Below are 12,960 nucleotides of genomic sequence, written 5' to 3'. Positions count from 1 at the left end.
CGTCACCTCCCTTGTCAGTGCCCGAAGTCGAACCAGTTGACGTTCACGAAGTCCGCCGGCTGGCCGCTGGTGAAGGTGAGATAGACGTCATGGGTTCCGGTCACGGAACTCAGGTTCGCCGGTACGGTCCTCCAGGACTGCCAGCCGCCGGTGTTGGCCAGCGCGAAGCTCGCGACCGGTGTGCTCGTACGGCTGTCGAGGCGCACCTCGACCAGACCGCTGACCCCGCCCGCCGCGCCGCTCGCGACCCGGCCGTAGAACTGGGTGGCCGCCGAGGAGCCGAAGTTGACGCCCTTGTAGAGCGCGTAGTCGCCGTTCGCGATGGTGCCGATGTCCTGGCCGCCGCCGGTGTCCGTCGTGGTCTCGCTGACGACACCGGACTGGCTGTCGTAGGACTCGGCCTGGATGGCGCTGTAGGCGTCACGGTTGCCGGTGGGCGGCGGAGTGGTGCCACCGCCACCGCTGCCGGCCGCCTGGAGCACCTGGACGTAGTCGACGACGAGCGGGTGACCGGGTTCCGTGCCGCTGTCGGGGCCGCCGCCGAAGGCGCCCGGGAAGCCGCCGCCCATCGCCACGTTCAGGATGACGAAGTAGCCGTGGTTGGTGGCGTTCGCCCAGGTGGTCGCGTCGACCTGGTTCGCCTTCACCGTGTGGAAGTTGACGCCGTCGAGGTAGAAGCGGACCTCCTCGGGGCTCGTCGACCTGTCCCACTCCATCGCGTAGGTGTGGAAGCCCGCCTGGCAGGTCGTGCCGGTACAGGGCGTGTTGTTGCCGATGCCGCTGGTCTCGTTGCACGGGCCGCCCGGGCTGGTGCCGCAGTGCATCGTGGCCCACTCGGTGTTGAGGCCCTGGACGTTCTCCATGATGTCCAGCTCGCCGACGCCCGGCCAGTTCTGGTAGTTGCCGCGATACGGCGCGCCGAGTGCCCAGAAGGCGGGCCAGTAGCCCTTGGCGGCGGCGCCGGTCACGTTCGGCATCTGCAGCCGCGACTCGATGCGCAGCTTGCCCCCGGCGGGGGGCTCGAAGTCGGTGCGCTTGGTCTCGATGCGGCCCGAGGTCCAGTTGCCCGAGGCGTCACGGCGCGGAGTGATCAGCAGGTTGCCGCTGCCGTCCAGGGCGACGTTGCTGGTGCTGGAGGTCATCGTCTCGACCTCGCCGGTACCGAAGTTGGCCGGCCCGCCCGGGTAGCTCGTACCCGTCGTGTACTGCCAGTTGGCGGTGTTGACGCCGCTTCCGGCCGTCCCGGTGAAGTCGTCGACGAAGACCTGGGACCAGCCGGAGGGGGGTGGGGGAGCGGACGCGTTGGCCGGGAGGGTGGCCGCGGTCGCGGCGGCCGCCGCCAGGCTCAAGGTGCTGAGCACGGCGATGAGGACGCGTCGGACCGAGCCGCGTCTTGGTGTGCCGGAAGTTTCACTCATGGGTGCCTCTTCGCGTACGGAGTGTGGGGTGCGCGGGTGGGGGAGCGCTCCCACGAGACCTTGAGAGCGCTCTCAAAAAAGGTGCGCGGCCAATGTGCTCTCTGTCACTCCGGTCGTCAAGAGGTGAAGCCGAGAAAGTCCTTACGCCAAAAGGGAGTTCACGCCGTGAAGGAAGGAAGAAGGCCCGATGAGCGCCCCACGGCGGGTAGTTGAAGTCCGCTCAGTGGGCCTGACCTTCAAAGGGCGCTGCCGGACTTCCAGTCGGCCCACGACAGGTTCCAGCCGTTCAGACCGTTCGACGCTTCGACGGTCCGCTCGCCCGAGTTCCGGACGACCACCACGTCGCCGAGCATCGAACTCTCGTAGAACCGGTAGCCCGGCACGGAGCCGTCGTTCGCGCCCTTCGTGTCGTGCAGGCCGACGCAGCCGTGGCTGGTGTTGCTGGCGCCGAAGACCGCGGGCGCGGCCCAGTAGTTGCCGTGGATGAAGGTGCCCGAGGTGGTCAGGCGCTGGGCGTGCGGCACGTCGGCGATGTCGTACTCGTCGCCGAGCCCGACCGTGGAGGACTCCATCCGGGTCTCCTTGAACCGCTCGCTGATCACCATGATCCCGGACCACGTGGTGTGCGCCGGGGCGCCGCCGCTCACCGGGTAGCTCGCGAGCGTCGTCCCGTCCCGCTCGACGGTCATGGTCTTCTTCGCGAGGTCGACGGTGCTCACCTGGCGGCGGCCGATGTGGAAGGTGACGTCCTTGGACTGGACGCCGTAGACGCCGTCCCCGCCCTCGACGTCCTTGAGGCGCAGACTCAGCGTGATCTTCGTGCCGGCCGCCCAGTACTCGGCGGGACGGAAGTCGAGCCGGGTGTTCCCGAACCAGTGACCGACCACCTCGACCGCGGGCTCCGCGGTCACCGTGACGGCCTTTTCCACCGCGGCCCGGTCCGTCACGGCGTGGGTGAAGTTGATCGACACGGGCATACCGACGCCGGAGGTCGAATTCGCCTCCGGCGTGAAATAGCCGGCGAACGTCTCGCCAGGGGACTTCGTGACGAACGTCGCGGTGTGCTCCGCGGCGCCCGTCGCTTTCGCCGTCACCGTGTATTTGGTGCCCGAGTACGGATTGCCGGCCGAGGTCCAGCGCGTACGGTCGTCGTTGAAGGATCCGGCCAGGGTGGAACCGTCGTTGCCGGACACCTCGACCGCCGACAGCGTGCCGTCCGTCACGGAGACCACAACCGGAGCGGTGAAGCCGGCCCTCTTCGTACCGTCCGCCGGGGAGACGGTGACCGTCGGCGTCTTCACCTGCGTCTTCACCTGCGACTTCGCCTTCGCCCCGGCCCCCGCCGCCTTCGTGTCCTTCCCTTCGGCGGCGCCCGCCGGGCCGCCGCACCCACTCAGCGCGAGGGCCGGGACGGCCGACCCGACGGCCGCGAGGACTCCGCGCCGTGACCAGGCCGGACGTCCCGGACGCCGTCGTATCCACCCCGGGTCCCGCGGTGCCGACTCGGGCCGATTCGATATCTCAGGGACGCCCACGGAACGCCTTTCCTCATGTCTTTCGCTCACCATCACTGCCGGTGCATCCTGCGGGACTTCCCTGGGTTGATTCTTTGAATCCGGCTGCCCCAGCCTGAGATTCCGGTGAAGACACCCGGAGAGACGGCCTGAATCCACGGTTGCCGGGCCGCTCTGAATTGTGAACAGAGTATGAAGTGCCCAGCCCGCTCCCTGAGATTTCCGTGAGATCCGCGTTCCCGGGGCCCTTTCCGGCTCTCCGGCTCTCCGGCTTCTTCGGCCACAAGCGTGAAGGAGGAGTTCCGCGTGCCGGATCCGCGACGACCCACGCCGGAGGCATCAGTGAGTCCAGCCCGTGAGAGGCACACCCTGGCCATCGTCGGAGTGGGTGCCGCCGGCACGCTCACCGCCGTGCAGCTCTGCGAGACGGCGACCCGCCGCCGCACCCCGCTCGACCTCTTCCTGGTCGACCCCGCCCCCGAAGCCGGGCGCGGCACCGCGTACGCCACCACCGATCCCCGGCACCGGCTGAACGTGCCCGCGGGCGGCATGAGCTGCTATCCCGACGACCCCGGCCACTTCACCCGCTGGCTGTGCCGGCACGGCGAACCCACCGTCAGGGCGGCCGACTTCGCCACCCGCTACCGGTACGGCGCCTACCTCGCCGACACGTTGGCCCGGGCGATCGTCCACGCCCACGGCACGGTCACCGTGCGCCGGCTGCGCACCGGGGCGGAGGCCTGCGTCCCCGTCCCGGACGGAGGGCTGGAGCTGCGGCTGGCCGACGGGCGCGGCCTCGTCGCCGACGGCGTCGTCCTCGCCACCGGACCGGCCGCCACGACCAGTGCCTGGGCCCCGCCCCGACTCCGTACCTCCGGACGGTTCATCGGTTCACCCTGGGTGCCCGGCGCGCTCGACGGACCGCTCGCCGAACCCGCCGACCGCGCGCGAACGGGCGCGAGCGACGACGTCCTGCTCGTGGGCACCGGGCTCACGGCCGTCGACCTCGCGCTCAGCCTCGACCGCCCCGGACGCACCGTCCACGCCGTCTCGCGCACCGGACTGCTGCCACAGCCGCACGCCCTCGATCCCGCACCCGCGATGGTCCCGCCCGAAGGGCTCGACGCGCCGACCCTGTCCACGCTGCGCCGGGCCGTCTACCGCCACATCGGCCGCGCCCTGCGCGCCCACGGCGACTGGCGTCCCGCGCTCGACAGCCTGCGCCCGCACACCGCGCACCTGTGGCGCAGCCTCACACCCGAGGAACGCGCCGCCTTCCTGCGCGGCGAGGGCGCGCTCTGGAACACCCACCGGCACCGGATGGCCCCGACGACGGCCGAGTCGCTGGACCGCGCCCGCACGGCCCGCCGCCTGCGTGTCCACACCGGCAGGATCACCGACGCCGTCGCCCGCCCGGACGGCTCCGAGCTGATCACGCTCTCCGACGGGCGGCGCGTCGCCGCAGGCTGGGTGATCGACTGCACCGGACCGGGTCCGCGCCCCGAAGACCCCCTGTGGGCCTCGCTGTTCGACACGGGCGCCGCCGTGCCCGGCCCGCTCGGCCTCGGTGTCACGACCCGTGAGGGCCGGCTCCTCGACGCCGAGGGCAGCGCCGGGCTCGCGGTGTTCACCCTGGGCGCTCCACGCCGCGGTGAGCTGTGGGAGACCACCGCGATCCCCGAGATCCGGGTCCAGGCCGCCGAACTGGCCGAGCAGCTGCTCGCGCCCCTGACTCCCCGGCGACGTCCCACGCGCCGCCGGCCCCTCGACGCGTACGGGCTCCCGCTGTCCACCCATGCCGAGGCGGCGGCCGCCCACCGCACCGGCCTCGAACGCGTCCTCAAGGTCAGGGGCGGCGCCGAGGACGCCTTCGCGCGCGCCGTCGCCCTCGACCCCGGCTTCGCGCTCGGGCACGCGGCTCTCGCCCTGCTCGGCCACGAGTGCGGCGCCGACGTCGACGTACCGCGAGCACTGGCCGACGCACAGCGGTGCGCGCGGGAACGGGCCGACGCGCGCGAACGCTCCTTCGTCGACGTGGTGAGCAGGCGCGTGCACGGCGACAGCCCGGACACCGGTACCCGTACCCTGCTCGGGCATCTGGCCGCCCACCCAGCCGACGCGCTGGCGCTCGCCGTGGCGGTGCCCACCATCGCCTTCTCCGGCGTCAACGACTTCGACACCACCCACGCGTCGGACCTGGTCGAGCGCTCCCTGCCCGCCTACGACGGTCACTGGTTCCCGGCCTCGCTCCTCGCCTTCCTGCGCCAGGACCAGGGTCGCCACGACGAGGCGGCCGAGCTGGCCGGTCGCGCGCTGGACGCCGAGCCCGCCTCCGGCCACGCCGTGCACGCCCTCGCCCACGTCCACTACGAGTCGGGAGCCCACGAGTCCGGCCGTGACTGGCTGGACGCCTGGGTGTCCGGGCACGGACGGGGCGCCGTCCACCGTGCCCACTTCTCCTGGCACATCGCCCTGCACGAACTGGCCCTGGACGATCCCGCCGCCGTCCGCCGACGCTGGTTCGCCCAGCTCGCGCCCGGACGGGTGACCGGTGTACGCGCCCTGGTCGACTCGGGGTCGCTGCTGTGGCGCGCCCGGATCAGCGACAGCTGGCGGGGCCGGGTGCCGGCGGCGGACGTGCTCGACAGCGTCGCCCGCGAGATCGTGGAACGGCCCGCGACCGCCTTCACCGCGCTGCACGCCGCCGTCGCGCTCACCGCCGCCGGTGACATGGCGGGACTGCGCCGGCTGCGCGACCCCGCGGCCGGCGCCGATCCGGTGCAGCGGGAGGTCGTCGTCCCGCTGTGCGAGGCCCTCGCCGCGCTCGTCGAGGAGCGCTTCCACGAAGCGGCCCGGGGGCTCGACGCCCTGCTGCCGGTCCTCGCCCGGGTCGGCGGCAGCGCGGCCCAGCGCGAGGTCGTCGAGGAGACACTGCTGTACGCCCTCGTGGCGGCGGGCCGCTGCGAGGCCGCCCGGCGCCTCCTGGACACCCGCCTCGACCGCGGCCACGCGCCACGCGACCGGCGCCTGCTGGCGGCACTGCCCGACTGAGGGCCTGCCCGCGCGCACGTCAGGCGCCGGGCTCCGCGCGGGGTGCCGGACGCCAGCCGAGGGCCCGGGAGATTCCGCGCGCCGCCAGACGCACCGCCGGGATCAACGCCGGTACCCGGGCCTCGGCCTCGGGCACGACGAGCGACACGGCCGCGACGACCGAGCCGTCCGCGCCACGCACCGGCGCGGCCACCGACAGGGCGTCCTCCGTCACCTGACGCCTGCTCACGGCGACGCCCGTCCGGCGTACTTCGGCCAGAACGCGGCGCAGGCGGACCGGATCGGTGATCGTGTACGGGGTGTACGCGGCCAACGGCCCGGCGCAGTAGGCGTCCTGGAAGGCGGCCTCCGCGCACGCGAGCAGCGCGAGCCCGACACCCGTCGCGTGCAGCGGCCAGCGGGCGCCGACCTGGATGCGGACCCCGACCGAGGAACGGCCCGAGATCCACTCGGTGTAGACGACCTCGGCGCCGTCCCGGACCGCCAACTGCACGTTCTCGTGCGTCGTTTCGTACAGGTCCTCCAGATACGGCAGGGCGGTCTGGCGCAGCGCGAGGCCGCGCGGGGCGAGCGCCGCGAGTTCCCACAGGCGCAGGCCCACGTGGTAGACGCCGTTCATGTCCCGCTCCAGCGCGCCCCACCCGGAGAGCGCGGCCACCAGCCGGTGCGCCGTGGTGAGGCTGAGACCGGCCCGGCGGCTGATGTCCGTCAGGGACAGCGCCGTGTGCTCGTGGTCGAAGGCGCCGAGCACGGCGAGGAGGCGGCCGGAGGCGGACGGGGCCGTCACGGGCCCGGCCCGCCGGCCGGTCCGCGAGCGGTCCGCGTGCGGGCCGCGTGTCCATGGCTCCTCGACGGCGACACGGGCGTTCCTCGGCGGTGTTCCGCGGCGCGCCGGCTGTCCGACATGAACGGCTCCCCGCGGTCTGTCCCCCGACGGGGTGGTTTCGGGCGTGGTCACCCACCATGCCGTAGGGGCCGGACGGTGACAATCGTCGGTCCGCACCGGTTCCCCCGCCGTCGTCGGCGATGTGCTCAAGCCGATCGAGAGCGCGCCCGACAGGCTTGTGACAGTTCACGATCGACGCTTCATCAGCATCCTTCCACCGCGACGAACACGGGGTTGGAGTAGAACCATGTGTCGACCCACGGGTCACCGTTCCCGGGTACGTGCGGAATCGGGCCGTGCGGGTCGACCGCCGCACCGAGGTACCCGGCGCCGTTCCTGTTGCCGTCGCTGCCGCGCAGCCGGATGTAGAAGTCCTCGTCCCCGGCGGTCAGCGGTATGCGCAGGGTGTACGTCCCCCGGCGGCCGCTCACGTCTTCGGTCCGGACGACCCGGGTGTCGGGAGCCCGCCAGGCGTCGCGGTCAACCGCCGGGCCGCGCACCGCACCGCGGATCACGTCGACATGCGCCAACTCCGGCAGGATGCCGTGGGGGTTGGGGCGCGAAGCCGTCGTCACGGTGACCGAGAGAGTGAGCCTGTCACCCTCGCGGGCGCGGAGCCGGCCGCCCAGGGTGACGCCCGGCCCGAGGTCGCGGTCCCGCTTCAGGCGGACCTCGAGTCCGTCCAGCAGATGGCCGTGATCCAGCCAGACCCGGCCGGCGCGCAGGCCCGCCATCACGGAGCGGTGCCCGTAGCGGGTCACGCCGACATGGGTGCGGCTGAACTGGCCGGGCCAGAAGTCTCCGCCCGGCTGCTGGGTCCCGGTGTTCACGGGGTCGGGCACGTGCCCGGTGTTGTCGAAGTCGGCTCCGGGCGCCCAGTCGCCGTTCCGCCATGTGTCGAAGACGACGCGGTGCACGTCGGAGTTGGTGGTGATCGTGAACAGCCGGCCCTCGGCGAGCATCGCGTCCCACAGGCCGCCGACCGTCGCCGTCATCCAGTCGAAGCCGCCGTGCAGGACGTACGCGCCCTCCGGGTAGCCGGTGAAGGAGTTCTCCGAGGGCTTGTTGACGTACTCGCCGCGCTGCTGGCCCGACCCCACCCAGCCGGGGATGCCGCCGCCCTGGGCGCCGGGCGCGCCCTCCATGCCGATCATGATCTCGGGGGCCGCGTCGCACCACGCGCGCATCTCGTGCGGGGAGTCGATCCCGAGGCGTGACGGGTGGTTGGCGAGGACCAGCACGTCGTCGACATATCCGGTACGGCGCTGCTCGGCCAGCCACTGGATGGCCTTGACCGCGTGCCCCTCGTTGCGGGCTGTGTCGGGGTGGGCCGGTGAACCCGCCGTGTAGCCCAGCAGCTTGCCGTCGTAGGCGAGTTCGAAGCGGGTGAGAAGGTCCACCTCGTGCGGGCCCGGCGCCGCGAAGACGGTGGCGTGCTCGGCGCCCGGGATGTACCACTCCAGCCCCTGGAAGATGAGCTGACGCGGGTTCGCGGCACGGGCCCTGAGGATCTCCTGGTGTTCCAGCTCCGCGCCGTAGGAGGCGTGACCGAAGTTGGAGTGTTCGTTGAAGACCATCCAGTCGAGGCCGTACTCGGCTCCGGCGCGGGCGAGTTGGGAGAACGTGTACTTCGCGTCGTGGCTGTACACGGAGTGGATGTGGTGGTCGCCCACGAGATAGGCGAGGCGCGGGTCGCTGCCGCCGTGGCGTCTTCCGGACGCCGCCGCGGGCGTGCTGAGCGAGCCGACCGCGAAGGCCGCCCCGAACAGGCCCGCGCCGCGCAGCAGTCCGCGCCGTGACAGGCCTTGCGGATCCAGCGCGGTGGGGGAGACGGACGGATCGGCCCAGACGGGCAGTTGCTGCTCGGTCATGGTCGTGGGGTCCCTGGGTCGGTGGGGCGAGGACGACCGGGCGGGAACGCGCGCCCGGCGGATCTTCCGTCGTTCACGCGTCGGAGAATGGCGTGGTCCCCGGGCCGCCGGATGAAGCCGTTCTGAAGCCCCGGGGTCGGGTCGATGGCGGCCCCGTGGCGGGCAGGTCCGCCGCGCGCCGCCGAGTCGGTCGGGACGTGAGTTCCCTCGCCGGGGGACTCGACGTGGCGGTGACGGACCGGGGCGTGCGCGCGATGGCACGCTGCTCCCGGAAGACAGGGGTGAGACAGTCGGTCGTGGCGTGCTACCTCGCCGCGCGGCCTGAGGCACCGTACGAACTGCGAAGGTGGTACTTGCGTGAGGCTGACCATTCTGGGCGGCGGCGGATTCCGTGTCCCGCTCGTGTACGGGGCACTCCTCGGGGACCGGGCCGAGGGCCGCGTCACGCGGGTCGTGCTCCACGACCTGGACGCGGGACGGCTCTCCGCCGTGGCCCGCGTGCTCGCCGAGCAGGCCGCCGGGGAACCGGACGCACCGGAGGTGACCGTCACCACCGACCTCGACGAGGCCCTGCGCGGCGCCGACTTCGTCTTCTCCGCGATCCGCGTCGGGGGTCTGGAGGGCCGGGCGGCGGACGAGCGCGTCGCCCTCGCCCAGGGGGTCCTCGGCCAGGAGACGGTCGGCGCCGGCGGCATCGCGTACGGTCTGCGCACCGTGCCCGTCGCCGTGGACATCGCGCGGCGGGTGGCCCGGCTCGCGCCCGACGCCTGGGTCATCAACTTCACCAACCCGGCCGGACTGGTGACCGAGGCCATGTCCCGTCACCTCGGTGACCGCGTGATCGGCATCTGCGACTCGCCGGTCGGCCTCGGGCGCCGGATCGCCAAGGTCCTCGGCGCGAACCCGCGCGAGGCGTGGATCGACTACGTCGGGCTCAACCACCTCGGCTGGGTACGCGGCCTGCGCGTCGCCGGCCGCGACGAACTCCCGCGCCTGCTCGCCGATCCCGAACTGCTCGGCTCCTTCGAGGAGGGCCGGCTCTTCGGCCCGCAGTGGCTCCGGTCCCTGGGCGCCGTCCCCAACGAATACCTGCACTACTACTACTTCAACCGCGAGACCGTCCGCGCCTACCAGCGGGCCGAGAAGACACGCGGCGCGTTCCTGCGCGACCAACAGGCCGGTTTCTACGAGGAGATGAAGCATCCGGAGGCGGCGGCCCTGGCCTCCTGGGACAGCACCCGGGCCGAGCGCGAGGCCACGTACATGGCGGAGAACCGGGACGCCGCCGGTGCCGGGGAACGCGAGGAGGACGACCTCTCCGGCGGCTACGAGAAGGTGGCGCTCGCCCTGATGCGGGCGATCGCCCGCGACGAACGGACCACCCTGATCCTCAACGTCCGCAACCGCGGCACCCTGAGCGTCCTCGACGCCGAGGCCGTCATCGAGGTGCCGTGCCTGGTGGACGCCAACGGGGCGCATCCCGTGGCCGTCGACCCGCTGCCGGGGCACGCCACCGGACTGGTGTGCGCGGTCAAGGCGGTGGAACGCGAGGTGCTCTCCGCCGCCGAGTCCGGTTCCCGTACGACCGCGGTGAAGGCCTTCGCCCTGCACCCCCTCGTCGACTCCGTCAACGTGGCGCACGCGCTCGTCGACGGCTACACGTCCGTACACCCGGGCCTCGCCTATCTGGCCTAGGCGCGAGCGAGCGAGCCGGACCGGGCGCGGGCGGGCGGTGCCGGGCCCCTCCCGATGACGCCCGCTTCGCGCACCGGACTTGCCGACGCCTTGACGATCCGTTCCCCGCGTGTTCAGCCGGCTGTCCGTGCCCGCGTTGTGTAGCGTCCCTAAGGTCCCTGAGTGCTTCGAGTGCGTCGAGTGCTTCGAAGGAAGGGACCCATGGACAGACCCCTCGCCGTCCGGGCTCGCGGGATGACCAAGTGTTTCGGCGACGTCGTGGCACTCGACGGCGTCGATCTGGATGTGGCACGCGGTCAGATCCACGGCCTGGTCGGACCGAACGGCGCCGGCAAGACGACCCTGCTCGGTCTGCTGCTGGGCCTGGCCGTCGCCGACGAAGGCCGCCTGGAGATCCTCGGCACCCCGGTCGGACGGGCGCTCGCCGCCCCCGGTGGTGTCGCCGGCTTCGTCGACGGACCCGGCCTCTACCCCTCGCTCACCGCCCGGCAGAACCTCGCCGCCCTGGCCGCACTCCGCGGCCGGAGCGCGCGGTCGGCGGGCGTCGACGACGTGCTCGGCCAGGTCGGGCTCACCGATGTCGCCGACGACCCGGCCCGCGGCTACTCCCTGGGGATGCGTCAGCGGCTCGGCCTCGCCGCCGCGCTGCTCACCGAGCCCCGGCTGCTGGTGCTCGACGAACCCTCCAACGGCCTCGACCCGGCGGGCAAGCGCCATGTGCACGGTGTGCTCGACCGGCTCGCCGCGAGCGGGACCGCGGTTGTCCTCTCCAGCCACCGCATGGACGATCTCCAGGCCCTGTGCTCCGAGGTCACCATTCTCGCGACCGGACGGGTCGTCTTCAGCGGCCCGCTGGGCAAGCTGGCCGCCGAGAGCCGTGAACTCGACTACCGGCTGCTCACCTCCGACCCGGCGGCCGCCCGCTCGCTGGCCCTGGAGACGGCCGGGATCCGGGTCGTCGACGACGCGGCACCACGGCACGCCGCCGACGTGCTCGTCGTACGCGCGCTGGTGCCCGCCGTGGACGAACTGGTGGTTCGGCTCGTGGGCGCGGGCGTCGCGCTGCGCGAGCTCGCCCCCGTGGTGTCGCCCCTCGAAGCCGCGTTCCTCGCCCTCACCGAGCAGAAGGAGACCGGCGGATGACCACGACCGTCGCCGAGGACGCCGGCCCCGAAGCGCCGGGCCCGGACGAGGACGGCGCCGCCGCCCCCCGTGTGCCGGTCGGCCGCGTCTACCGCTTCGAACTGGTCAAACTCGTCTCCCAGTGGCGGATACGGCTGCTGGTCCTCGCCTGCTGGATCGTGCCCGCGCTCTTCGTCGCCGCGGTCGGCCAACAGAGCACGCTCCCCGTCGACACCCTCTTCGGCCGCTGGATGCACGCCACCGGATGGGCCGGACCGCTGGTCATGCTCGGCTTCGCGGGCACCTGGGCGCTCCCGCTGCTGACCTCGGTCGTCGCCGGTGACGTGTTCGCCTCCGAGGACCGGCTCGGCACCTGGCGCCATCTGCTCGTCGCGATCCGGTCGCCGCGCCGGATCTTCGTCGCGAAGACCCTGGCCGGCCTCACGGTCGTCCTGCTGCTCGTGGCCGGACTGGTCGCCTCCAGCTCGGCCGGCGGGGCCGTGGCGATCGGCGTCCATCCGCTCGTCGGCCTCGACGGCCACCTGCTGACCCCGGCGGACGCCGCCGGCAAGGTCCTGCTCGCCTGGCTCTGCGTCCTCGCCCCGACCCTGGCCCTCGCCGCGGTGGGACTGCTCGGGTCCGTCACGCTGGGACGCTCTCCGATGGGACTGCTGCTGCCGGCGCTGGTCGCGCTCGCGATGCAGCTCGCCCAGATGATGCCGCTCCCCGTCGCCGTGCGACTCGCCCTGCCCAGCTACGCCTTCATCGCCTGGAGCGGTCTGTTCACCAGCCCCGCACAGCTCGGCCCGCTCCTGATCGGTGTCCTCGTCAGCCTGTCGTGGGCGGCGACCGCGACCGTGTCTGCCTATCTGCTCTTCATGCGGCGGGACTTCACCGACGCGGCGCACGACGGCTCGGGCCGCGGCGCGGTCACGGGAGGCGTTCTGCCGCTCGTCGGACTGGCCGCCGTGACCGCCGCGGCCATCGGGCTCACCACCGGGGCCACGGGTTCCGGCATCGAACAGGACAAGGTGCAGCGCTCGGCCGCGACGGCGTTCGCCCACCTCTACCGGCTGCAGACCAGCGAGCTCAACCGCCCGGCCGTCACCGAGGCGCAGCTCAGGGCCACGGCGACCTGTGACAAGGGGAGCGTCAAGGTCGCCGCCGAGGGGCCGGGCAACGACTGGCGCTGTGTCATCACCTGGCACCTTCCCGGCGTCGACGGCGTGGGCACGGCCGTCTACCAGCTCGACATCACCCCGGACGGCCGCTTCATGGCCGACGGCGACGGACCGAAGGAGGTGAACGGCTACTTCCTGGTCCGCACACCGGCCGGGGACGCACCGAACCCGCTGTGGCAGTTCGACGGTGACGTCGACCTGCTCGCCACCTCGAAGGGATGA

General features: G+C 72.6%; 8 protein-coding genes. 4 read left to right on the top strand and 4 right to left on the bottom strand.

Translation table 11 applies throughout. The features are described 5' to 3' along the window. Window positions 1–14: 14 nt before the first annotated feature. Together ACFXGX_RS01715 and ACFXGX_RS01710 are read right to left on the bottom strand one after the other, a co-directional pair. Entirely contained in the window at window positions 15–1,418 is a 1,404-nt protein-coding gene (locus tag ACFXGX_RS01715; RefSeq protein WP_384783555.1) for a glycoside hydrolase family 16 protein, read from the bottom strand. A gap of 236 nt (window positions 1,419–1,654) precedes the next feature. After that, a complete protein-coding gene (locus ACFXGX_RS01710; RefSeq protein ID WP_384783553.1) occupies window positions 1,655–2,953 on the bottom strand; it encodes an Ig-like domain-containing protein in 1,299 nt (432 codons plus the stop codon). A 321-nt stretch (window positions 2,954–3,274) separates the two neighbouring features. Between ACFXGX_RS01710 and ACFXGX_RS01705 the strand changes: the two genes are divergently transcribed. After that, window positions 3,275–5,983, top strand: a complete 2,709-nt coding sequence (locus tag ACFXGX_RS01705) for an FAD/NAD(P)-binding protein (protein ID WP_384783551.1) — start codon at window positions 3,275–3,277, stop codon at window positions 5,981–5,983. Window positions 5,984–6,002: 19 nt separating this feature from the next. Here the strand turns inward: ACFXGX_RS01705 and ACFXGX_RS01700 are convergent, their stop codons facing one another. Together ACFXGX_RS01700 and ACFXGX_RS01695 are read right to left on the bottom strand one after the other, a co-directional pair. Further along, window positions 6,003–6,770, bottom strand: a complete 768-nt coding sequence (locus ACFXGX_RS01700; RefSeq protein WP_384783810.1) for an IclR family transcriptional regulator — start codon at window positions 6,768–6,770, stop codon at window positions 6,003–6,005. Between the two features lie 302 nt (window positions 6,771–7,072). Next, window positions 7,073–8,740: a histidinol-phosphatase gene (locus ACFXGX_RS01695; protein ID WP_384783549.1), complete on the bottom strand. Its 1,668-nt coding sequence runs from the start codon at window positions 8,738–8,740 to the stop codon at window positions 7,073–7,075. Window positions 8,741–9,097: 357 nt separating this feature from the next. On the opposite strand from ACFXGX_RS01695, the gene ACFXGX_RS01690 reads away from it, so the two are divergent. The 3 genes from ACFXGX_RS01690 to ACFXGX_RS01680 all read left to right on the top strand — a co-directional run bounded on the left by ACFXGX_RS01690 (window position 9,098) and on the right by ACFXGX_RS01680 (window position 12,960). Next, window positions 9,098–10,435, top strand: coding sequence for a 6-phospho-beta-glucosidase (locus ACFXGX_RS01690; RefSeq protein ID WP_384783547.1), 1,338 nt, complete (start codon window positions 9,098–9,100; stop codon window positions 10,433–10,435). 201 nt (window positions 10,436–10,636) lie between these two features. Then, window positions 10,637–11,578 (top strand): ABC transporter ATP-binding protein, encoded by a 942-nt coding sequence (locus tag ACFXGX_RS01685; RefSeq protein WP_384783545.1) that lies wholly within the window; start codon window positions 10,637–10,639, stop codon window positions 11,576–11,578. Then, the gene (locus tag ACFXGX_RS01680) at window positions 11,575–12,960 is read left to right on the top strand and encodes an ABC transporter permease (protein ID WP_384783543.1); all 1,386 of its coding nucleotides are present in this window, start codon (window positions 11,575–11,577) and stop codon (window positions 12,958–12,960) included. Before ACFXGX_RS01685 ends, ACFXGX_RS01680 begins: the two co-directional genes overlap by 4 nt.

It is taken from the genome of Streptomyces sp. NPDC059371 (assembly GCF_042751995.1).
Lineage (GTDB): Bacteria > Actinomycetota > Actinomycetes > Streptomycetales > Streptomycetaceae > Streptomyces.
The sequence above is the reverse complement of the archived record's forward strand: the minus strand, read 5'-3'. Positions and strand labels throughout refer to the sequence as shown.

Coding starts and splice junctions, on each gene's coding strand:
- ACFXGX_RS01715 (WP_384783555.1), bottom strand. CDS start 1,418: ATGAGTGAAACTTCCGGCACACCAAGACGCGGCTCGGTCCGACGCGTC.
- ACFXGX_RS01695 (WP_384783549.1), bottom strand. CDS start 8,740: ATGACCGAGCAGCAACTGCCCGTCTGGGCCGATCCGTCCGTCTCCCCC.
- ACFXGX_RS01685 (WP_384783545.1), top strand. CDS start 10,637: ATGGACAGACCCCTCGCCGTCCGGGCTCGCGGGATGACCAAGTGTTTC.
- ACFXGX_RS01680 (WP_384783543.1), top strand. CDS start 11,575: ATGACCACGACCGTCGCCGAGGACGCCGGCCCCGAAGCGCCGGGCCCG.